Annotated in this window: 19 protein-coding genes and 1 pseudogene; 9 read left to right on the forward strand and 11 right to left on the reverse strand. The window is 41.5% G+C overall.

Translation table 11 applies throughout. The features are described from left to right. Positions 1-364: 364 nt before the first annotated feature. The gene (locus V7K85_RS14390; RefSeq protein ID WP_334814321.1) at positions 365-2,128 is read left to right on the forward strand and encodes a WD40 repeat domain-containing protein; all 1,764 of its coding nucleotides are present in this window, start codon (positions 365-367) and stop codon (positions 2,126-2,128) included. 540 nt (positions 2,129-2,668) lie between these two features. On the opposite strand, the pseudogene V7K85_RS14395 reads toward V7K85_RS14390, so the two are convergent. The 3 genes and pseudogenes from V7K85_RS14395 to V7K85_RS14405 all read right to left on the reverse strand — a co-directional run. Further along, positions 2,669-2,857, reverse strand: a pseudogene (locus tag V7K85_RS14395) (CRISPR-associated endoribonuclease Cas6); the annotation flags it as partial. Further along, positions 2,847-3,467 carry a 2OG-Fe(II) oxygenase gene (locus V7K85_RS14400; protein WP_334814322.1) on the reverse strand — a complete coding sequence of 207 codons (621 nt, stop codon included), beginning with the start codon at positions 3,465-3,467 and terminating at the stop codon, positions 2,847-2,849. The gene V7K85_RS14400 and the pseudogene V7K85_RS14395, both read right to left, overlap by 11 nt. Before the next feature lie 204 nt (positions 3,468-3,671). Continuing rightward, positions 3,672-3,905 carry a DUF433 domain-containing protein gene (locus V7K85_RS14405; protein ID WP_334814323.1) on the reverse strand — a complete coding sequence of 78 codons (234 nt, stop codon included), beginning with the start codon at positions 3,903-3,905 and terminating at the stop codon, positions 3,672-3,674. 749 nt (positions 3,906-4,654) lie between these two features. On the opposite strand from V7K85_RS14405, the gene V7K85_RS14410 reads away from it, so the two are divergent. The 3 genes from V7K85_RS14410 to V7K85_RS14420 all read left to right on the forward strand — a co-directional run bounded on the left by V7K85_RS14410 (position 4,655) and on the right by V7K85_RS14420 (position 8,087). Beyond that, a complete protein-coding gene (locus V7K85_RS14410; RefSeq protein WP_334814324.1) occupies positions 4,655-5,914 on the forward strand; it encodes a phosphotransferase in 1,260 nt (419 codons plus the stop codon). 151 nt (positions 5,915-6,065) lie between these two features. Beyond that, a complete protein-coding gene (locus tag V7K85_RS14415) occupies positions 6,066-7,154 on the forward strand; it encodes a T3SS effector HopA1 family protein (protein ID WP_334814325.1) in 1,089 nt (362 codons plus the stop codon). Positions 7,155-7,757: 603 nt separating this feature from the next. Beyond that, entirely contained in the window at positions 7,758-8,087 is a 330-nt protein-coding gene (locus V7K85_RS14420; RefSeq protein ID WP_334814326.1) for a hypothetical protein, read from the forward strand. Between the two features lie 137 nt (positions 8,088-8,224). Here V7K85_RS14420 and xth read toward each other — a convergent pair whose 3' ends face one another. Then, on the reverse strand, positions 8,225-9,007 hold the full coding sequence (gene xth, locus V7K85_RS14425) for an exodeoxyribonuclease III (RefSeq protein ID WP_334814327.1): 783 nt from the start codon (positions 9,005-9,007) through the stop codon (positions 8,225-8,227). Positions 9,008-9,465: 458 nt separating this feature from the next. Between xth and V7K85_RS14430 the strand changes: the two genes are divergently transcribed. The 3 genes from V7K85_RS14430 (at position 9,466) to V7K85_RS14440 (ending at position 11,916) form a co-directional block, all read left to right on the forward strand. Next, entirely contained in the window at positions 9,466-10,536 is a 1,071-nt protein-coding gene (locus V7K85_RS14430) for a glycosyltransferase family 4 protein (protein ID WP_334814328.1), read from the forward strand. A 55-nt stretch (positions 10,537-10,591) separates the two neighbouring features. Beyond that, entirely contained in the window at positions 10,592-10,777 is a 186-nt protein-coding gene (locus V7K85_RS14435) for a hypothetical protein (RefSeq protein WP_273765094.1), read from the forward strand. A 116-nt stretch (positions 10,778-10,893) separates the two neighbouring features. Further along, positions 10,894-11,916 (forward strand): zinc-dependent alcohol dehydrogenase, encoded by a 1,023-nt coding sequence (locus tag V7K85_RS14440; RefSeq protein ID WP_334814361.1) that lies wholly within the window; start codon positions 10,894-10,896, stop codon positions 11,914-11,916. A gap of 109 nt (positions 11,917-12,025) precedes the next feature. Here the strand turns inward: V7K85_RS14440 and V7K85_RS14445 are convergent, their stop codons facing one another. Further along, complete coding sequence (locus V7K85_RS14445; protein WP_334814329.1) at positions 12,026-13,645, reverse strand: ArnT family glycosyltransferase; 1,620 nt, start codon at positions 13,643-13,645, stop codon at positions 12,026-12,028. A 622-nt stretch (positions 13,646-14,267) separates the two neighbouring features. Between V7K85_RS14445 and V7K85_RS14450 the strand changes: the two genes are divergently transcribed. After that, positions 14,268-15,452 carry a hypothetical protein gene (locus V7K85_RS14450; RefSeq protein WP_334814330.1) on the forward strand — a complete coding sequence of 395 codons (1,185 nt, stop codon included), beginning with the start codon at positions 14,268-14,270 and terminating at the stop codon, positions 15,450-15,452. 59 nt (positions 15,453-15,511) lie between these two features. Here V7K85_RS14450 and V7K85_RS14455 read toward each other — a convergent pair whose 3' ends face one another. The 3 genes from V7K85_RS14455 to V7K85_RS14465 form a co-directional block, all read right to left on the reverse strand. Continuing rightward, on the reverse strand, positions 15,512-16,099 hold the full coding sequence (locus V7K85_RS14455; RefSeq protein ID WP_334814331.1) for a hypothetical protein: 588 nt from the start codon (positions 16,097-16,099) through the stop codon (positions 15,512-15,514). Between the two features lie 50 nt (positions 16,100-16,149). Continuing rightward, on the reverse strand, positions 16,150-17,466 hold the full coding sequence (locus V7K85_RS14460) for a recombinase family protein (protein WP_334814332.1): 1,317 nt from the start codon (positions 17,464-17,466) through the stop codon (positions 16,150-16,152). Positions 17,467-17,572: 106 nt separating this feature from the next. Next, entirely contained in the window at positions 17,573-17,932 is a 360-nt protein-coding gene (locus tag V7K85_RS14465) for a VOC family protein (RefSeq protein ID WP_334814333.1), read from the reverse strand. Between the two features lie 141 nt (positions 17,933-18,073). On the opposite strand from V7K85_RS14465, the gene V7K85_RS14470 reads away from it, so the two are divergent. Beyond that, a complete protein-coding gene (locus V7K85_RS14470; RefSeq protein ID WP_334814362.1) occupies positions 18,074-18,529 on the forward strand; it encodes a hypothetical protein in 456 nt (151 codons plus the stop codon). 180 nt (positions 18,530-18,709) lie between these two features. On the opposite strand, the gene V7K85_RS14475 is transcribed toward V7K85_RS14470, so the two are convergent. From V7K85_RS14475 to V7K85_RS14485, 3 genes are all read right to left on the reverse strand, one after another. Then, positions 18,710-19,114, reverse strand: coding sequence for a GFA family protein (locus V7K85_RS14475; protein WP_334814334.1), 405 nt, complete (start codon positions 19,112-19,114; stop codon positions 18,710-18,712). 389 nt (positions 19,115-19,503) lie between these two features. Further along, positions 19,504-21,201 (reverse strand): tetratricopeptide repeat protein, encoded by a 1,698-nt coding sequence (locus V7K85_RS14480; protein ID WP_334814335.1) that lies wholly within the window; start codon positions 21,199-21,201, stop codon positions 19,504-19,506. Then, a complete protein-coding gene (locus tag V7K85_RS14485; RefSeq protein WP_334814336.1) occupies positions 21,152-22,495 on the reverse strand; it encodes a P-loop NTPase fold protein in 1,344 nt (447 codons plus the stop codon). The genes V7K85_RS14480 and V7K85_RS14485 overlap by 50 nt, the downstream gene beginning before the upstream one ends. Positions 22,496-23,204 lie beyond the last annotated feature (709 nt).

The following is a 23,204-nucleotide window of genomic DNA, read 5'->3' on the forward strand; positions in this document are numbered from 1 at the left end:
TAATCATAGTTACTAAGTCATTTTTGTGTAGGCATTTGTTGACTTAACGTTACTACAACCTTTGAAATCCCTTTTAGATTAAACTTTCCTTTGCAGCTAGAACTGTTTCTAGGGAAACAGTATCTTGTTCTCCATGTCCGTTAGAATTAACGGACATCAACTAATTCTATATACTTCAGTTGCATCAGTTAATGAAATATCTAAGTGCTATTCATCTATCTCTTTGCCGCAAACATCTGCCAATGGCTGTGTTTTATTAGACTACTAACATTACTGAATTTTTAATTAACTAAGGTTATAAACTTGAGTAATTGCATTGGTATAGCTTACCGTAGGTATGCAATAGTTTTCCGCAGGAATGCAGATGGATTGGATTAGCTTACTCAAAGCTCAACAAACTGACTTCCTTCAACGTGTGAAAAAACCTAAAACTTATGACTTATCTTTGCTGGAAAGTCAAGTTAAAGGTTGTCACACTGAAGTTATGGCCTTTTGGGGGGAGCCATTGGCTAGACTCCAAGAACTTTCTCGCCAACAAGCAGAAGTTCTCGCCAAAAATCCGCCGCCGACGCCGCCGGAATATCCTGAGCCTCCTGACTGGACGATACCTTTTCCCAAATACTTCCAACAACAAGCCCAAGATTATCTTTTACGGGAGCATATTGTTGACAGAGTAATAACTGAACGCTTGGGCAAGTTAGTAAAAAAGGTGTCACAAGATACTTTGCAAAACATGATTTTAGATGATGAGGGAAATTTGGGTGGCGAAAGTAAATTTCCTTATACGATCAAAGATCATCCTCAGCTAAGTGTTCAAGTTTACGTTGCTGATGGAGAAAGTTTTAATGGTATTAAGAAAGACAAAATTAAGTGGTCAGTTACTCAAGAAGATTTAAAAAATCACCAAGTATTAATTTTTCTCTGTTTGTTTTATCCATCTACAGGTAATTTAGGTTACGAAAGACAAAGCATAATTACAGGTTTTTTACCTACAAATGAACTTGAATTTTCTGAACCAAAACTGTATGTCACTCCGAGTAATTTGTTATACGCGGGGGGGTTGAGTTGGTATTTAGAATCACTTATGGGTAAAAAAGACACGTCGCCAGTAATTAATGAGAGAGCGATCGCAGATACAATACAGACTCTACCATCAGAGCATTGCCTCAAGGGTATAGTCGGTGACTGGGAATGCTGGCAGACTTTGCAAGGGCACAACAGAGGGATTAATTGCTTGGCTTTCAGTTTTGCGTGTAATAATGGCAAAGCCTTACCCATATTGGCAAGCGGGAGTCGGGGAGAGACGAAGCTCTGGGATTTAAGCAAGGGTGAATTAATAGATACATTGTCAGAGTATCCTTGGGTGATATCTGGGCTGGTGGATGAAGTGAATTCCCTCGCCTTTAGTTCAGATGGGCAGACTTTAGTGAGTTGTGGTGCAGATTCCACAATTAAGCTTTGGCATGTAGGCGCACTAGATTTGATAGATATTTTGCACAAACATAATGGGGTAGTGCGGTGTGCTGCCTTCACCCCAGATGGCAGAATGTTAGCTACTGGCGGAGATGACAGAAAAATTCTGTTTTGGGATTTGATGCAACGTCAGGTTGCGATCGCCCTGTCTTTAGATGATACAGCTGCTCATTCCCTGGTTTTAAGTCGAGACGGGGAAACTCTGGTTACAGGTAGCTACCGCAAAATCAAAGTCTGGCGCACCTTACCGAAGACGGGGATTAAAAGTTTAAAGGACGCACAACCACTGCATACCCTCATGGGTCATTCTCACATCGTTCGGTCCTTAGCAATCAGTGCAGATGCTAAACTGCTCGTGAGTGGTAGCTGGGATCAAACGATTAAAATTTGGCAATTGGAGACTGGGGAATTACTTCATACTCTGAAAGGACATAGAGATAGAGTATATGCGATCGCTTTAAGTCCCGATGGACAAATTATTGCCAGCGGTAGTGCTGATAAAACCATCAAGTTATGGCATCTACAAACCGGGGAATTGCTGGGTACGTTTACAGGTCATGGGAATATAGTCACAGCATTAGCTTTCACAGCTTCCGGCGAAATGTTGGTTAGCGGGAGTTTGGATAAGACAATTAAAATTTGGCAACGGAGTTAAACTAATTCGTAATTAATTGTCGAGTTTTTGAGATTCGTGGATGAGGTTCAGAAGTCCGTTGACGAGTGTTTGATACTCGTTCATCTACCTTTGATACTCGTTAACGAGTCTTTGATACTCGTGGACAACAAACTTTAAAAACTTTTTGCGTTTGGGTGCCTCTGCGTGAAACTTAAAACTCTGCTATAGCGATTCCCATTCAGATGCGGTACAACATTATATTGCAAGGTGAAGAGGCGGCAGTGCCCATAGGTGTCAACTTAACGTGAAAGCCTGTCTAGATAAGTCCTTCAGAGATTGCCTCGTCAAGAGTCTCTGACTCTTAAGGGACTTCCAAATAAAAAAATATCCCATCGCTTTTAGGGCAGGGGGCAGGGAGCTCTTAGCAGGGGGAGAGAAAGTCGTTTTGATTCGGTGAAATTGGATAATTTATTTCTTGGAAGTCCCTAAGGGAGACGCTACGCGTAGCTTGCTTCCCCGGAGGGGTACAAGTCTCTTAACCGCAAGGGCGTACTGGCTCCCCTTTCAAAGAGGGGAGTTTGTATTACTAATTTGTAAGGGAGAAAGGGTGAAAGCTTTATCAGCAGTGGAATCGTGCAAGCGATCGCCCAATGTGGTATCTACAGAACTGATGAGGGTTAAAAATAGGGCGTGGAGATGTCTACCAGTAAGAAACTGTGGCGGAACAGGCGCTTGAGGTAGCAAATTCAACACTAAACTATGAGGCATACTTTCTCTTTTTGGTTGTAGACTGAGTGCTTCTTGACTCTACAGTGAACTCAGGTATTTCCCGGAGTTCAGCTTCACTCAAACTATACTGCTCACAAACTAAACTTAAACGATTTCCCGGAGTTTTAACAGCGTTAACCGAATGGGTTAAATCACCTTGAAAATAAAGTAAAGTATTGATTTGGGGCTTAATTTGCCCAAGTTGGCGTTTATGCGATCGCAATATCAGTTCTCCCCCTTCCATATCCGCAGGTACTCGCACATAGAGGACACTGACAACCGCGGGCGGTTCAATGGTTTTGGAGTAGGAACGCAAGGAGCGATCGATATGCGGATCGACACGGGAGCCTTCCTTTAGCTGTAAAGGATTGAGGTAAAAAGCATTACAATTCGGCTGGAGAGCCAAATCAAGGTAAGGCTTGAAGTAGGGAAACTGCTGCTCTACCTTTGGTAATCCAGAACGCTGAAATACTACGGAAAATCCTTTGGTGGCGACAAAATCGCGGTTGAGGTTGTTGATAGCAAAGTAAGGACAAGCTTGGATTTCTCCCCACAAGTTATTTAGATAGTCGCTGGGGAAGGCGTTGAGTTGTTGTTGATAGTGTTTCACGATAGATGTGGGGAGCGTACAGAACTAACAGGGGTTAAAAATTGTAGCGTAATTTGTGACTGTGGAAAAGGTTAAAGACTATAGTAAAATCATAAAGTTACAACGCGCGAGTCGATATTTTCATCCAGCTTTAACTTCACGCACTTGCAACATTTTTTTTGTCAAAGGAAGTTCTACAAAAATATCCCGCGCCATCTCTGCACCTTAGGCGATACAAGCCAACACATCTTCTCTTTCTATACTTGGATAACCTTCAATAACTTCTTCAATTGTTGTACCACCAGCTAAATAATCCAAAATTAGTGAAACCCAAATACGGTGTCCGCGAATGTACGGTTTACCGAAACAAATGTTCGGATCGATGGAAATGCGAGAAAGCAAATCATTGTTTACAGCTTTACCTCTAATAGCCCTAGTTTTAACATATACATCCTTCATCCTTTTTTGGCTGACAATGCCAATCTCCCAACCTTGAACTTTCCTTCAACTCTTTCCCTCTCCGACTCGGAGAGGGACGTTTTACGTAGTAAAACCTCTTAGAGGTTTTTTATTTGGAAGTCCCTTAACATACTTGACAAAAGTACATTCCCATAAGATGCACTCATGTAACCGTTGCCTGCGATCGCCTATAGTCATCTACAATACGTAGGTAACACAAATGAGGTGATAACAAGGTTTCCAGACATCAATTCGGAAAATTAAAGAAAAAAATAATTACTAATTGCCTAAAAATTCCGGTTTTTTTGGCTTTGTGATGATAAATAAAAATAATAGCCTTGAATGTCATGCTTGCTAACGCGAAGGATTACTGAAATTCTTCGCTGCTTTCAGGATGACTACTGAACATTAAACAACATCTGCCGCCAATCAATTTTTTTGCTGGAGATGCTTTTTTGCCACAAAAAAAGGAGATACAGCTACATCAAAAGGCTCTACCACAAAACTTGCTCTAGATGTATCTAAGTAACTATGCTAATAAAGTGTAAAGATGTCAGGGTATCTAAGAGGAAATTTTAAAGCAATTGTAAAGGACTTGGTGCCATTTTGGCAGGTTTTTATCGGAAAGATGGGATATTAGTAGATTGTACAAATCTTTATTGTTATTCACTATCTACCGACAACTGCTAAGTACAAGCAAATACCGACACAGATAAGTTGAAGTAATTTAATGAAGTAGGAAATAATACATGGTATTATCACTGTCTTCTCATAACGTTATCCAGTATCTGCAAGACGCGGGGCTGTGTAGCTCAGAAGATGACGCATCAGATAAATCTGAGTTGCCAGGAAGTAGTAAGAACAATTTCGATTTACTAGTGACTCTAGCAGATAATCGGAAACTGCTCATTAAACAAGAACGTAACGTTAAAAACAATGACGCCGCGCCCCATGAATTGTTTCAGGAGTGGCTGTTTCACCAGTTGCTCCAGCAGTTTCCAGTTCTTGGCAATATTTCCGCGATGCCTACGGCGGTAGACTACGCACCATTGGTAGTGCATTTTGACGAAGAAAATTCTATCCTTGTCCGCACCTACTTAAGTGAATATCGTGAGCTTGCGACATTCTACCACAACAATGATATTTTTCCACAAGAAATTGCCACTGCGATCGGCACTACTTTGGCGGGACTACATCGCGCAACCTACAACCGCCGAGAATATAGGGATTTTATGGCAACTGCTCCCCAAGGAGAGTTTCGCTATGGCTTTTACAATCCAGCCCAAGGGGTAGAGTCAATTGGGCCGGAGATTTTTGGAACTGTTCCCACGGATGCGCTGAAATTCTATCTACTCTACCAGCAGTCGGAGAGTTTGGAATCAGCGATCGCTGATTTGGCATATAACTGGAATCCTTGCTGCTTGACTCACAACGACCTGAAATTGAACAACATTTTGGTTCATTCCAGGTGGGAGAAACTAGATAATTGCTTAGTACGACTAATTGATTGGGAAGCTTGTGCTTGGGGAGATCCAGCTTTTGATTTAGGAACTTTATTAGCAAGCTATTTAGGAATTTGGCTCAAGAGTCTGGTAGTAGACCCCACTATTGAGTTAGAAGAATCTCTACATCTGGCGTTGACACCGTTAGAGAGTTTACAACCTTCAATCATTGCCCTAATTCGGGCTTATCTAAATGCTTTCCCTATGATTTTAGAATACCGCAGTGACTTTATTTTGCGCGTTATCCAGTTTGCGGGGCTGGCACTGATTCATCAAATTCAGGAGATGATTACCTGGCAGAAATCCTTTAATAATGCTGACATCTGTATGCTGCAAGTGGCTAAAAGTTTACTCACTATGCCGCAGCAAGCTGTACTGACTATTTTCGGGATATCAGAGTCAGAAATTCTGAATCCTGTGGCAAAAATCCATAAACTTCCTCAGCCTGTAAAAGAGCCGCAGCTACTTCGGATTTATTACGAAAAAACTCGGCTTCGTGGTTGTTAATGGCAGGGAGCAGAACAATTTAAAAGCCAGATAACTTCAATTAGACATTTTGAATTGTTCTGCGTATTCTCCTATCATAATTTTTCGATAATTTTTCCCCCAGAGGGGTTTCATAATTTTAGATTTTCCAGTTTGAGTTCTAAATGGATTAATGCTAAATTCCTCTATCAATCAACCGCTAACTTCTCTATTCGACATTGCTAAAAATATCCAGATTGAGTCAAATTTTTGTATTTACCATCCCAATTATCAACCCTTTGCTCTGCCGACTAAAGTAGCCGACAGATTTCAGCAAAACTCGGCAGATTTACAACATAAATATCTCACGCTCTTACTGCGAAACTTTCTTTATGGGATCTATTATAATGGCTCTCTACAAAGTACTTTAGCAGTCAATACTGATAGTACTAATCACCCGCCAAAGCAGAATTTAGCAGATAATTCCACCTTAGAAATTGATTGGAACTTTTACGAACATCTGCACGCCAGTAATCACGGCATAGGTTACTTTGACCCTCGATGGCAGGTGTTGCGGAAAGAACCTGATGGCACTATGGCGGTAACTAAAGGCGGTTTAACACTTTATGTTGAGCCAGACTGCCATCTAGAATCCAGTAAGAAATCTACCAAAGTGGGTGATATGGTAGCAATCTGGATGCCCAAAAATCGACTGCAAAATGGCTGTTACTTGGCAGTTAGTAATGTCGGACAGGAACGCCAGAGCAACCCCGATGCTGATTTAGGAGCAGGGCGAATTTACTTTAACTTTAGGGCATCTGGTGCGATCGCTCTCATGGAAAGCCTGACACTACAATTGAATGCAGCCTCGATTCCCTTTAGCTTTCAGGTTCTTCACAATCCCTGTGCATACGGACGCTATGATTCGGGGCTACTCTACTTTGAACTCCCCAACTATCCAGCAATTCGCACAATCCTTCAGGCTGTTTATCCAGAAAATCAATCGCATTTCCAACCCGAAATTCCCTTATTTACAAAATTTTTAGCACCAGGGTTAGGTTTAGCCGAGGAACCAACCCAAAAATTTGCAGCACAAGAAAGTTTTGGGATGAACCGTTGCCAAATTGTCGCTAATGCTTTATTAGAAGCTTGGCAAAAAGGTAAAAATGCGATGGAGGAACGGATGAGGGTTATTGACCAACACTTTACACGCCATACAATCGACTTGCAGCGTCCCTATCTTAATCCCAATTCTAAGGATATATATTACCCGCTAAATTGATTGACGGGGATTGAATAATTTTTAAATTATCGGATATCTTGCATTAATAATTGCGATCGCCAATCTGATTTTTAGTTTGTTCCTCAGAACGATACCTTCTCTACGAGACGCTACGCATAGCTTGCTTCTCCGTAGAGTACGGTGAGCGTTCCGTAGGAAAGCTCACCGTTCGCTAACGCAAAAGTTTTCGGTCTACTGACTATCGCTGTGGCAACATTTAATGGTATTAGTCAACGTGGATGAGGGTGATCGCTTTCTTCACCTCAGTTCTGGGGGAAGGTAGTTAATTGCATAGCAAATCTTAACCGCACTTATAGAATAAAAATAGTGCGACCGTTTGTAGATAGACTTATAGCCTGGAGAAAAAAGGCTGTATTGCCTGCTCCTACAACTTCCCCTTGGTTTTTTCGACTATCTATTTGCCGCAGTTCGACCGAGATAAATAGGTCGGCGTAAATAATTATTGTTGGGATAAGGCAGGGGGCAGGGAGCAGGGAGCAGGGTGAGAAAGAGTTTGAGCCTTATTTACTTTTCTTCACACAGTTTGGTTTGATTGCACCGATTTACTTAAACAAACCGATCATATCATTAGGAGTTGAAGCAATGGTTACAACCGTCAACACAGATATAACTGTTGAGCGTGTTCAAGCAGCTGTAGAAGCCATTCTGAATGTATTGGGTGAACCAGCTACAGAGCAACAAAAACAAGCTATAGAAGCCTTCCACAGTGGTGATGGTGCCACAATCAAACGTCTCTCACTGTTAAACCTTACAGATAACTATCTAAAGTGTTTAGGCTACCTAGTATCAGCCCCCAAACTAACGCCTAACACAGATACAATTTTGGCTGAGAGTGCTCGTAGTGCTGCCGAACACGCTAAAGATGTTGTTCTGGCTACACTTGGCACTGAGTTAGGGAATGCTTTTATTTGATCAGTAAAGGAGCAAGCTGTTTATGGCATTCAGCCCAGATGTGAACGAAAATAGAAATAGGGACTGAAAAAGCTTGATTTTTCGTAGCTTAGAAAGTTTTTCTTGGTTAGGTTTTTTTAAAAACTTAGCAGCCCCATTTAAAATTCCACAATTACTGGCACATGATCGCTAGGTTGGGTTAATTTCCTGGGTGCGACATCAATGATGCAACTTTTAGCACGCTCATATAGCATGGGTGTAAGATAGTGATGGTCAATCCGCCAACCTAAGTTGCGACGGAAGGCAGCGGCGCGATAATCCCACCAGCTATAATTTCCGCCTTCTGTGGTGAATTTGCGAAAAGCATCGGCAAATCCCAGTGTCAGAATATCCCGTAAGGCTTGGCGCTCTATATCTGTTGCCATAATATGATTTTCTGTACTCACTTGCTCGTGAATATCCTTGTCTTCCAGTGCGATGTTGAAGTCTCCGCACACACAAATTGCAGGTTGTGACAGCACGAGCAATCGCAAATACTCGCGTAGCGCTGTCAACCAGCGCAGTTTATATTCATATTTTTCAGTTCCTACTGCTGCGCCATTGGGAACATATAAGTTCACAATCCGAACACCATCAATTACACCTGTAATCACCCGCTTTTGGTCATCCCATTCGGGATGTAAATCTGGCAAAATCGCCCTCAAGCCGCTACTTACGTCTAGGAGTGGCTGGCGGCTAATCAGGGCTACGCCGTTATAAGATTTTTGTCCTGATATATAAAGGTTATAGCCTAACTGCTCAAAAGGCGATCGCGGAAACTCCGCATCCACAACTTTGATTTCTTGCAAGCAGAGAACATCAACGGGATTCAGGGTTAACCAGTCGGTAACCTGTTCAAGGCGAGTGCGAATTGAGTTGACGTTCCAAGTAGCGATTTTCATTAGTTAGTTATCAGAGTTTTTATAAATTACTAATTACAAATTATGTAATCTTTGTACAATTATTTAACATTTATAATTTCTGTTCCATTTCCCAATTGCATTTAAACGAAGCTTTAATCACTTGATCCCATTGAGTATTTTAGTGTTGTCAACTACAAAATATTCAATTTGGTAAGTTCTGCTACAAAACATTCTACTTCATTATGATCCCCAAGACAGATGCAACAATTAATTGATTGGCTCTAGGCTAGAAGTATAGCTCAGTGTTGACTTTTGCCGATAGTCCTTACGATTTGTCGGGAGAAAATTTGCGGTACGGTTAACCGTTATTACGCTTTTGGTAGCCTGTTAGGTTAATTTAAATGTCAAAAGAGTAAGTACAAATGCTCTGTTCTCATACAATAATGACGCAACTCATTATATTGAGAACAATTTCATAGAGTGAACCGAAAAAACTTATGAAAATCGCTCAAGTCGCCCCCTTATGGGAAAGGGTTCCACCTCCTAATTATGGAGGAATAGAACTGGTAGTGAGTCGCTTGACCGATGAACTTGTTCGTCGCGGTCATGAGGTAACTTTGTTTGCCTCTGGCGATTCTCAAACTTTGGCTCATTTAAAAGCAGTTTATCCGTGTGCATTGCGCTTAGACCCAAATGTCAAAGAGTATGCAGTGTACGAAATGCTGGAACTGAGCGAAGTTTATCAAGGTGCTGCCCAATTCGATATTATCCATTCTCATTTAGGGATTTCGGCATTACCTTTAGCGAGTTTGATAACAGTAACTTCTACAGTGCACACCCTGCACGGTAATTTTACAAAAGACAACCGTCACGCATTTAGCTACCACCAAAAGCAACCATACGTCAGCATTAGTAACTCACAGCGTCAAATCGATCTTAATTATATTGGCACGGTTTATAACGGCATTGAGCTAGCAGATTACCCATTCGTAGCTCAACCGTCAGAACCTCCATATTTGGCATTTTTAGGTCGTTTTTCGCCAGAGAAAGGGCCACAACATGCGATCGCTATTGCAAAGCAGAGTGGTTGGCGCTTGAAGATGGCAGGAAAGGTTGATTTAGTAGACTCTAAGTTTTTTGAACAAGAGATTGCCCCCTATATAGATGGTCAGCAAATCGAATATCTAGGCGAAATTAACCACGCCGAAAAGGCTGAACTTCTGGGCAATGCTGCCATAACTCTTTTCCCCATTAGCTGGCAAGAACCTTTTGGCTTAGTAATGATTGAATCAATGGCAACTGGTACACCAGTAATTGCCATGAATTTAGGCTCCGTACCTGAGGTAATTGCCCACGATAAAACAGGTTTTATCTGCAAAAGCTATGCAGAAATGGCGGCAATGATTCCACTAGCTTTGGAACTCAATCGTGAAACCTGTCGAGAATATGTAGAAAACAACTTTAGCGTTAGCCAAATGGTTAACGGATATGAAGCTGTTTACAGACAAGTTATTAAAGACCGCATAGAATCGAATGGCCGGATTCATGCAGCTAACATCCAGTTTTAATCAATTGCTTTTTTATCCAGCTTAAACAATAACTTTTTTTAAGGAGAACATTAGTATGAGTACGAGAGCCAACACCTGCCCATGTTGCGGTGGTTCCCTGCTGCGTCATGCCCGTCATGGTGAACTATATTGGTTTTGCCTGTCGTGCCGACAAGAAGTACCGCTATTAACTGTTACTCGCTTGCCTAATGTGGAAACCCGGAACACCGGAGTGGTTCCTCAGCCAGTGGTGAATTCCTAGTTTTACGGCATTTGAGATTAATAAAAGCCTACTAGAAATCAAGACTAATTTGTTTAAACCTATTAACTATCTTCAACTGATAAAATCGGATGGAGCTAATTGATAGGTTTAAAGCTTTGTTAGCAGCATTACTTTATGGTCAAGAAGATTTACGCTTAGAGAAAGTTGCTGACCCCACTCCGGCGGCTGGCGAAGTTGTGATCCAGGTGGGGGTAGCAACAACTTGTGGTACAGATTTGAAAGTTTGGCGGCGTGGTGGTCATGCCAAGATGCTGATACCGCCGACGCTATTTGGTCACGAAGCTGCTGGACGAATTGTTGCCTTGGGTGCAGGTGTGACCGGTTGGCAAGTGGGCGATCGCATCGTCGCTAATAATTCCGCTCCATGCTGCCATTGCTTTTTTTGTCAACGCCAAGAGTATTCATTATGTCCGAATCTTACCTGGAATAATGGAACTTTTGCGGAATACATGAAAATTCCCGCAGCTATAGTACAGCATAATTTGTTACAAATTCCCGATGAGTTGCCGTGGGAATTGGCAGCGATGACAGAACCCTTAGCTTGTGTGTTACATGGTGTAGCCCGTTCTAATATCAAAGCCAAAGATCAAGTAGTCGTCTTAGGAGATGGGGCGATTGGGCTGATGTTTGTGGCGGTCTTGAGTGGGAAAGCTGAGGTGTTGCTGTGGGGAGGTAATAACCACAGGCTAGAAATTGGTCAGAAATTGGGTGCAACCCAGACCTTTAATTATCATCAAATCCCGGATATTCCCAGTGTGGTGAAAGAACTTACTCAAGGATGGGGCGCAGATGTAGTGATTGAAGCAACTGGTGTACCAAGTGTTTGGGAAACTGCGATCGCCTGCACCCGTCCTGGTGCAACAGTCAACTTATTCGGTGGATGTCCACGGGATACCAGCATTACCGTGAATACAGAACAGCTACACTACAGCGAACTTACTATTAAAGGCGTGTTTCATAATACACCAGAATATGTGCGGGAGGCGCTGGCACTGATCGCTAGTCGCAAAATTCCCTTTGAGTTACTTATTAGTGAACAGCGGCCATTAAAAGATTTAGAACAGGTGTTTTGTGAGATGAAGGCGCGTCAGGTTATTAAGGTAGCGATGATTCCTTAGTACAGCATTTGATTAATTCGTAGCGAATTAATTAAAGGCAATACCCCGCATTGTTAATGCGTCGGCTTGCATTAACAATGCATTCCCTTGGAATGTTAATGATGATTTTCTACAATCGATTAGTATCTTTTGTAATTAACTTCCAGCCTTCAGCTTGGTCAATTAGCTTCATCGACTCTAGTTGGAGATTGTTGAAAGCAGATACATGAAGGAGAAAGTAGGGTTGGCCGTTGTAGTGCCAATAATATTGCAGTTCACCAACAGAAGCGGGAATAATCGTGCGATCGCTATAATAATCCAACGAGGGACGAGAGTAGGGAAAAGATGTGTAAATCTTCTTCGTAGCTGGATTTGCCCGCACGATCATCGCAGCGACTGGTTTAACTGGATAGGCTTCAGATAATTCCCAAACCCAGTAGTTAGATTTCATTAACAGCAGCAGCGAAATATAACTTCCCCAAAACAAAATCTTTAGAAATTGCCCGTCGCCTCGTTCTGCCAAAATAGCTGCCAAGGTCATTGTTAAAGCTATCGCGGCAAAAATCAGTTGTAAGTCTGTTTTCGGTGTCGTACCCCAACTAAAATAAATGCTACCAGCAGAAGCGACTACAGCAAGTATCGCCAAACCAGCGACCCAAGCACGGGGATAGGATGAGAGTAAAGGCGAATTTTCCGTCTCTGATAACTGGATGCCAAAAGCTAAGGCTAAACTTGGGTAAATCGGGAATAAATACCAGGGAACTTTGGTAATCATGAAGGAAATTACCAGCAGATAAACACCACTCCACGCCATTACTAGTTTTGCCCAGCTAAGATTGCGATTTTCCCAGGTTAAGCGGATAGTTTGCGGTAAGAATAATAACCACGGCCATGTGTACTTAAGAAGTTCAATCACATAGTACCAAGGTGGTTCAGAATTACCCTCTACAAATGAGCCAATTCGGCCTAGTGATGGGTTTACAAGGCCAATCTGAGCGAAAGTGTAACCATAGTGAATTAGTTGGGCACTATACCAACCAGCTACAGGCAGAATGCCAATGAAGATTGCTATCCACAGATAGTAACAGGTGAGCAATCGTGGCGTATCCCAAAACAGAAATACGATCGCGATCGCACCTAGTAATACGCCTAGCAGTCCTTGAGTCAGGCAAATCAACCCAAAACTAATACCAACACCCAGGCAATAACGTAAATCTCGGCGCGATCGCAACACGCACAACATCATCACCATCAAAAAACTTACCATCGCCCCATCCAACATTGCCAACCGCCCATGACGCACCACAGGTAGCATTGTTAGATAAATCAAGGCGCTATAAATAGCAGCCCAACGCTGGCGAAATATCTCTCTAGCAATGCAATACAGTAAAGGTACAGATGTCGCTGTTAAAATTGCTCCAGGTAGGCGCGTTGTCAACTCATTTTCGCCTCCTAGAGAATAAGCCCAAGCAATTAGTAAATGCATCAAAGGCGGCTTGTTATAGTATGGTTCGCCTCCTAGCGTTGGGTAAAGCCAACGCATTGAACCTGCTGGTGCGTGCCAAATTTCACGAGCAACCTGTGCCACAGTCCCTTCATCCCAATCTCGCAACGGCAATCCTCCCAGATTGATGCTAAATAGTAACATTGCCGCCAACAGCAATACTATTAGCCATACCCAATCAATCCATTTGCCAACCGTGCGATGCTGTTTTTCTAGATGACTCCAAATAAAGCTTCCTTCTTGCATATTCTCTGGTAATCATTTTACTTGCTGGTTTGATTACATAGAGACCAGAGCGAATCTCCAATGTTGCCACCCAGTAGCAACGTATATTCTTAACAATTGCTAGTTTCCAAGATTAACTCAACTTTCTCTAATTAGCGCTATTTTTTGAAAAATTTATCTTAGTTAGTTAAATAACATTTAAGCCAATAAATGATAAAAACAATACAGGTAATTAATTATTTATTACCTATTGAGTATTCCGTAAATTAACTTGTATTTTATTTTTAAGGTGACGCTTAGTTTAAATTTTACCTACTTAATTTTCATCTGGCTAAATTCCGAAAACTAGGAAATAATTGCTACAGAGTTTCAATGCTCTGCTGAACAACTAAAGAAATTAGTTGTAATCTCTCTAGATTTTTATTTTAATAATAATACATAGTTATTTAGCTTTTAAAAAAACCAAATTTAATTATCAATAATTGAAATCAAGATAATTATTGAATAAAATTATTTAAATGAGCAAATTTTAATATTTTAATTTTAATTAAGCGACTCTTTAATTTTAATCTTTCTGTTATAATTTTATCTAAAAGCACTTGAGCATCATAAAAAATAGCTAGAAAATTATGGGAGCCTGTCAATGAATTTACCTGTAGTTGTGGATATTACTATTGGCTTAGTTTTTATTTACTTGATTTTGAGCTTAATAGCTTCCGAAATTCAGGAACTGATTGCCACATTTTTACAATGGAGAGCTAAACATTTAAAACATTCAATAGAATTACTTTTAGCAGGTGGTAGCGAAACTGAAAAATCAGAGTTTGAGAAGGCACAAGAGTTAGTGCAGGAGCTTTATCAAGATCCTTTAATTAATACTTTAAATCAACAAGCTAAGGGAAAAGTAGAATATCTGTTACGGGAGAATGCTAAAAATAGTGACAAAAAAACCAGAAAAGCATTAGGAAACAAACAAAGCGCCCCTTCATATCTTCCTTCGGAAACATTTGCAAGTAGCTTATTAAATGCCTTAAAAATTCCCCAGTTAATTACTTATGTAAAACATCCTAGTGACGAATTTAAAACTAACTTGTACATGATCTTAGCATCTTATAAGGAACTTAAAACAGGAATTAATGATCCCAATAGTGAGAGTTACAAAAAAATTAAACAAGTTTATGGAGATTTTGATCAAAAGTTTATAGACTTTGTTAATAATGATTTACCTGATTATGTACCTAATAATTTAATTACGAGTCTTGGGATTATTGGTCAACGTAGTCGGATAAAAATTGATGACCTCTCAGAAGAAGTGAATCAGTTTAAAAATGAAGTTGAAACATGGTTTGACCGCTCTATGGATCGAGCAAGTGGTGTTTATAAGCGTAATGCCAAAGGAGTTGCAATTTTAATTGGAATATTAGTTGCAATATTAACCAATACTGATACATTTCACCTCGCGAAAAGACTGTCGCAGGATTCGGTTATCCGCTCTGCGATTACTCAAAGTGCAAGTCAACGAACCGATTTTATCAAAGATCCAGAAGCCAGAAAGGAAATTGAGAAAGTTTTAGGAAATGCTTCTATACCTATTGGATGGCAAAATATCAATCAACAGTTTGAGCTAGATACTCAAGGCTCGAATAGGGGAAACGTTTTATTAATCATTTGGCAGGGTTTGAAATTAATTTGCGGTTGGATACTGACTGGTTTAGCTGTTGCGATGGGTGCGCCTTTTTGGTTTGATATCCTTAATAAAGTTATCAATGTGCGGAATTCAGGGCCAAAACCTGTTGCGTATACTAAGGATCAACCTTCTCAGAAATAGAGTTTTACAGCAGTTTTCATTTATTTGAACCATATCTGTGGTAGAGAACATTGCTGTTCTCACCTACAGACCAAATTGGGCTGACTACCGTACAACCGAAACAACGGCTGGTGACTGGCTTTTACATTGCTATGCCGCAGATTGAAATCTGTTGGTTGGAGTCGATAATCGGCAAAAAGCCGCAGCAGTTCCGCTTCGTGTTCGACGGCAAACACCAAGAATAGATCTGGTCGGCGATCGCCAGTCAGAACATTGATCGCCTGATGCACTGGCTCAGGGATGAAGAACGGGGGATCAACGACAATCACATCAAATTCCCGGTTAATCGGCTGTGGCTCCCGCAAATCATAAGGGAGGAACTCCGCGAATTCGGCAAACTTCGGGTCGATGTCTAGAAGCGTCACCCGGCGCCCTCGTCGAGACCATTCGGCTGCAAGCCGAGGCGTACAAAGGCAACAGGGATTCGCATATACATCCAGCGCACACACGAGCGCGGAAGCAGTTTGTTGTGTGAAGAAAATCTGGCTGAGTGTGAAGTCAGGAGGCACGAACTGGTCGATGGGGTCTACCCCAGACTCAAACCACGGCTGACCAGGACCGATCGCCATCCGCTCCGTCAAAACCCGCTTCAGTTGATCTTTGTCCATATGTAAACCTCTTTATCCTGAAATTATTAGTCGGTACTGACAAAAAACGCTTAAAAAATAAAAATAATTTCTAGTTTTAATTCTTTATTCTGAAGAGTAATCTGAATTTGCCTGATGAATTCTCGAAAGTAAAATCGTCGCTCTGTTTCTGACAAATCTAACCAAAATTGTGGTATGGAAACAGCTTGAGCAACAGAACGCAAGTTAACTGGAGGAAGAGTCGCTAACTTTGCTTCGAGTGCAGAAATTTCTGTGCGGAGTTTATAAGCCCTTAACTTTGCTGTTTCAACATCTAAAATTCCAGTTTCAATCAAAGCGGGTAACTGAGCAAGTATTTCTTGCTGACGAGCGATCGCTTGTCCTAAACTATTCTTGACTGCATCCAATTGGGGAAAATTCATCCCCGCTACAGCTAAGGGTAAGTCACGGCAAACCGTTTCAATTGTATGTTCTAAAACCTCTTGATAGGGAATAGCCTTACACTTGGGGCTTTGAGGACAGCTAGTAGAACGTAAATAAAGATACTCCTTATCTTGATTGCGTTGGGTGACACGAGTAACTGTCATGTGTGATTGACACTCAGCACAGACTACCAACCCAGCTAAAGAACGTGGCGCACTAGCAGTTCGGGATGGTAAACGGCTGTTACGGCGTAAAAGTCGGTCAACTTGGGCTGCTTCTTCTTTAGAAATTATCGGAATATGGGTATTGGAGATAATTTCACCATTTTGGTAAGCTGTATTGCCGCGATAAACTGGATTAGTTAGCCAGCGTCTTCCTGTGGTGACAGAGATTTTTTTGGCGTATTTTTTCGCCAAGTAACGAACTGAACCCCGCAGGGAACCATAGAGTAAAAAGTGTTCAAAAAAATCTTTGACTACTGGTGAAGTACTGCGGTCAATGGTATATTTTCCCTTACCTCTGCGATAGCCGTAGGGAACTTTGCCGGGTGGCGGTGCAACATCGAGACGATTACGGGCGTGTCCTTCACGGATGCGACGACTACGTTGCTGACGTTGGATTGCGTGTAGCAAATTCAGCAAGTCAGCGCCCAGAGGGTAATTTTCGGAAGTGTAGGGCTGTTCAGTGGCGATGATCGCTACTCCCATTGCTTCGAGTTGATGCAAGCGATCGCTAATTTCCTCTACAGTATCCCCTAATTCTTCCAACCGACGAATCAGGAGATAATCTGCTCCTTCAGTTTGGCAATCGGTAAATAATTGTTGTAATTGCGTTCGCGTAGCGTGTCCAAAGGACTCTGGCTTACCCAAATCTTCATAAACCTGATCCACCTCCCATCCCCAATCAGCTTGATCGGGAGAAGATTCTAATAGCGGATTGGTATAAGAGTAGGCAATGATTTTCATTAGTCATTAGTCATTAGTCATTGGTCATTGGTCATTGGTCATTGGTCATTGGGACAAAACAAGGTAGAGACTTTTTCAATAATTCCCCCTTGTCCCCTACTCCCCCTTACTGCTGACTCAACTCGATAATATTTCCATCTGGGTCTTTAGTGAACAGGGCAGCGCGACCGGAAGCGCTGGCTTGAATGGGATAATTATGATTGAGGAATTGCTGTTTGGCGGCGTCTAAGTCAGTTACTGAGAAGGCGACGTGGGGATTACGTCCCCATTTTTCGTTGGGGTTTTCGGTGGGGACAGTAGGTGCGACTATCAGGTGAATTTGATAGTCGCCGACTTGATACCATGCACCAGCGTAGTTTAAGGAACGATCTATTTTGGATAATCCTAATACTTTGCCATAAAAGTGTTCGGAGCGTTCTAAGTCAGTGACAAGAATCGCTGTATGGAGACTTTGGGTAATTTGCATTGTTGGTAAGTGCGATCGCGTTTATTTAAATTTTGACGTAGTTTCAACCCTTGCGGGGAGTGGGGAAGCAAAATAGCAGGGGAGAATAATAATAACTGATGCTCCATGCCTAATAACCAAACTAAAAAATGAGGATAAATGATGGATGCTCAATTAAGTCATACGGAAATGAATGTTGCACGGGGGATATTACAAGATTACGATCCTGCACAACACGCATTGAATCACTTGGAAAAACACAATGGCAAAGTTGAAACCGCTTTTGAGGATTTGTGGATTGAGAAAAATGGACAACCGTTGATGCAGCAAAGAAAATCACTTTGGCAAGTAACACTAAAGGTATTGCGTGAGGAACTCTGTGGCGATGATGGTTTTCGCGGCCAACTTCAAGATTACACGAAGAATCCAGGGAGTTCGCCCTTGCTGACAGGGTTGATTATCTCCCTTGTTGGTGTAGCGACGGCACACGGTTTGCCAATTGATCCAGCGATCGCAACTGTTATTGTTTTATACATCCTCAAAATCGGCTTGAATATTTTTTGCGAATACACCGAAGCACCCGTTAGCAATTCTGGAACTCTAGCGCCAGGAAACTGATGTGCTACTTTGCAAATCATTGCCTTTTTTGGATGCTTTGTGTATGGTGTACACTTTGACCTCTCTCCAAACCTCTCTCCTTTTAGGAGAGAGGCTTTGAATCTTACTCCCCTTCCTTTGTAGGGAAGGGGCTGGGGGTTAGGTCTGTATTGGACTACCGTGAAAGCGGCGTCCACGCTTCTATAATTGCCTTGTCTCCGCTGGAGGCGCATCCCAGTTGTTGTTACGGCCATCAGCAAATCGAATGGGCGCTTCAATGAGTTCCGTTGGTTCGGCGTTGTCAAGGGCAGCCAATTGGACTGAAACGTAGTCACCGCCAATCTCTTCAACGTGCCCACGAGCAAACGATCGCACGCCGCAGTGCTTGCAAAAGAGATGATGTCCAACTTTTAGATTGAACTGGTAGTCGCTCAAGTCGCCCTCGCCGGATAGCAATCGGAATGCGCTGGGCTTGATGATTGCGTTCCAATTCCGCGTTTTCGTGCAGATTGAGCAGTTACATTTGTTTGTACCCAAGCTCAGGTCGATGTCGGCTTCAAATCGAACTGCGCCACAATGGCAGCTTCCAATAAAGGTTTTGAGCATCACAATTTCCCAAGAGATTGTTGTCCGAAAAACGTACAGGCTTTTGTATAGTGACAAATTAAATGGCGTCGAAACAAATTCGTGTCATCAAGCTGGGTCTTACCCCCTTTTAGGCTTGCAACAATTTGTGTTGATGCCTGTAAGTTTTCTGTGCTGATTCTAGTCTGAATGCTAGAGATTCCAGCCTTCACACCCTTGATGAAACTAATTTGGCACAGCGACAAATAAAGAGTCTACTGGATAAGTGAGTAAGTCCTAGTAATCTCTTGCAACTTGATTGTATCGACTGACAATGCCATTGTATCGACTGACAATGCGATTGTATTGACTTGCTACACTTGCCTAATGAGTATGATCTGGTCACGCCCCTGTTAAATGCCATCACTCAATCACTCCGGTAATCTCTTTAACGCCTCCCGTGCGATCGCCCCCCAATATTCATCCTCATACTCAACATATATCTCCAAGGCTGTCTGCAAATTAACCCTCGCCTCTGCGTAGTTTTCTTCTGCTTCTGCAAGCGTTCCTAATTGACCGTAGGTACTGGCTTGGGAATAGCTATCACCAAATTCGATATCGATTGCCAAAGCTTGTTGGTAATTGCGCCGCGCTTCTTCAAATTCAAACAAATTTTGGGCAACTCTTCCCAACTCGTGGTAGGTGTCAGCTTGAGAATAGCGATCGCCAAATTCGATATTGATTGCCAAAGCTTGTTGGTAATTGCGCCGCGCCTCTTCAAATTCCCGTAAATCTTGGGCAACATATCCCAACTGGTGGTAGGTGTCAGCTTGCGAATAGCGATCGTCAAATTCAATGAAGATTGCCAAAGCTTGTTGGTAATTGTACCGCGCCTCCTCAAATTCATCCAATTCTTGGGCAACTCTTCCCAACTGGTGATAGGTGTCAGCTTGCGAGTAGCGATCGTCAAATTCGATGAAGATTGCGAAAGCTTGTTGGTAATTGCGCCGCGCCTCTTCAAATTCTCGCAATTTTTGGGCAACCATTCCCAACTGGTGGTATGTGTCAGCTTGTGAATAGCGATCACCTATTTGTTGTTCAATTTCTAAACGCTGTTGATAAAAAGTTGTCGCCTGTGTAAATTGTCTCAATTCCAAGTAAGCATTACCAAGTTTCAACAAAGCAGCAATTTCGCCGCGAGGATTCTGAAGTTGCTGTGAAATACTTAAAGATTTTTGATAATAAGCGATCGCTCTATCAAATTGCCTTTGCTGAGAATAAGAATCTCCTAATGTATTGAGGACTTCAGCATGGAAGGTGGAATCTGGAAACTCACTAGCTATTTTTTCAGCTTCTTCTAAATATTCTCTAGCTTTGATAGGTTCTATCTTACTTAGATACGCGACTCCTAGCTGATGCAAAATATTACTACAGTTGCGGAGGTTTTCTCCTGTCGGATTATGTCCAGTAGGTTTATATTCCATTAGCAGGCGGTGTAATAAATCGATTCGCTCTTGCTTTTCTGAAGGTTCTAATCTGTTTATAATTCTCTCAGTAGTTTGAGCCTCATTAATCGCATAATCTTTAGTAATTTGAGGTGTTTTAAACCGAAATATACCCGATTGCCAAGCCCAAAAATCAGGAGCAAATTTGGCTAACCGAGTCAGGGCATAATCTGGCAGAATAAACAGAATCGGATGAGGAACAGTTCTTTTATAAGCATCTCGGACAAAGTTGAGGTCTTGTAAAACTGGCGGATAGTCTCCATAAACGCCAATAGACTTTTCTAAACCTTGTATAATCAAGACTAATTTTCTGTTAGATTCTATCTCAATAGTTGGTAATATCTTGATAATTTCATCCCGGAGAAATCGCAAATTTGCATCAGAAAAACTCAGACTAACAAACTGAATATGCCGACACTCAGGATTTGTCTTTAGCGCCTCAACTAATATTTTTACATCTGGGGGAAAATTAATTTCCACAAAACCAATCGTAAACTTTTCTGCAAAGTCTACAAAGGTGAGTAATTGAGCAAATATCTCTTGATTAAGGGCGATAAACGGCCCGATTTCTGAACTAAGGTTGCGCTGCGAGTGCGGATGCGAGGGCTTTCTGGAAGAATTCATTTTGCTTCACCACTGGATTGGGGTAATTCCATCGTTTATCGCCGTTGTATTCCAAAACTGAAGTGTTGAACAGCATTAACTGACCAATATCATCTTTGCTGACATTCTTGGTTATACACACTTGGGCTAAAAACGCATAATGTTCTTCAGGAATAAACCTTTCAAAACTAAATTGCTGTTGTTTCACAGCATACATAATATCTTCGGCAATAATTTTGGGATGTTTACGAGTACTAGCAGTTTGGCAAGCAGTCCGCATCATCTGCATTAATTGGCGGACATGTCCTCCACTGGCTTTGGCTAAATCTAGCAATTCCTGGCGAGATTCAAATACAGCATCAATATCTACGCGCTTTTCAATGACGCTGGCAACTGCTTCTAGTCCCGTTTGATTGTAGTTTAAATGGCAGCGATCGCGTTCAAATTCATAAATATTCACCATTGGGACAATATGAGGATTACCATCAAACTGATTGAGTGGGTTTTTAGGCGAACAAAGCACAGAAATTGGAACTGTATAAATTATCGTGCAGTCTAATTCTTGTAACTGAGCCGCATAGTCAAAAAATAAATGTTCTGCAATTGTCGGTGGTACACGATCCATGTTATCAAAAATAATCAATAAACCCTTACATTGAGGTAATTTTTTTCGGAGTTTAACATAGGCATCTCCTAATAAAAGGTTAATATCTGCTTTGAGACGTGATAGGTCTTTTTCTAAAGTTTGGCGAATAGTAGTTTTTTGCTTATCAGAACCTTTAATTTGTGCCAGTAATTTGACCATCAATTTAGCGATAAATGGAGCTTCTGGTTTCAGAGTCGCTTCTCCCTGAATACTGACAGACTTTTCTACAGTTTCTTCTGTTTCTTTAGTAATATCCTTAAACCAAGATTCAAAGTTTTCTAAAAGTTGAGGATCAAATTTTAAACCTAATTTACGCAACTCAAATTCTACTTGCTTGATGACGATTAAATATAAATCTGTATAATTAGCATCATTAATATCTGTTTCTTCGTTCACTTCTAAATAAATTACGTGGTATTGTTTTTCCCATTGGTTCTGAATGCGTTTTAACTCTGTACTTTTGCCACAGCCGCGATGTCCGGTAAACAAAATTGTGCTGAAATCTGCGGGTTCTTGAAAGTCTAAAATCGTACTAACGCTGTCAATTGCTGAAGTTTTGCGGACTGCTGATAAATCAACATAGTAACGCTCCATGTCTGCACCCTCTAGCGGTTCAACATTACAAACTTGAAATGCAGCTTTGAGAGTATTAGCACGCTGGTGATTCATTGGGTTTTGACTAACTTTATAAATATGACTTTCTCAATCTTAAATTTTAGGCGATCGCAGTGCGATTTTACATCTGATCAAAGTTTACTTCTTGATACTACATCGTAATATGTTATACATAAATCAACTAAATAACGATATAACCTAAAAAATTTTTACCGGATGGCTGCGATCGCGCTATCTTGAAAAATGAACTTTCAAGTATGTAAAACTGATGAAAGGCTAAAATCCATATATATATAGATATATATCATCAACGAACAGCATGAAAATAAATTAATTGTCTTGATTGAGGATGTTTCCGATAGGCTAGTACCGCAAGGCGGAAGTCACTCATTCAAAAGTCACTCATTCAAAAGTATTATGGAATAAGCTCTTTAGGGCTTTTCAATGGTCTATTTATTTACGCCGTGCTGTACTAGTTTTAAAGCAAAACTTAGCACAGCAAGCCAATGAAATAAATCTGCTATCAAGCAATACACTTGGGTTAAGGATTATTTGTAGTTGGGTTGAACCTAGACGCCGGAGGCGGCTTAAGGCAGGTAGTGAAACCCAACAAACCACGAAAAATGTTGGGTTTTGTTCCTCAAACGCCACTTGCTAAAGAGCGGGAAAGCTAAGAGCGAACAACTCTTGGAAAATACGCAACGCAGTGGCTCCCCAACCTACGCTGGTTTTGGTTTTTGGCTTTAACCCAAGCGTATTGTGC

The organism is Nostoc sp., from assembly GCF_036917615.1.
In the GTDB taxonomy this organism is placed as follows: Bacteria; Cyanobacteriota; Cyanobacteriia; order Cyanobacteriales; family Nostocaceae; genus Nostoc.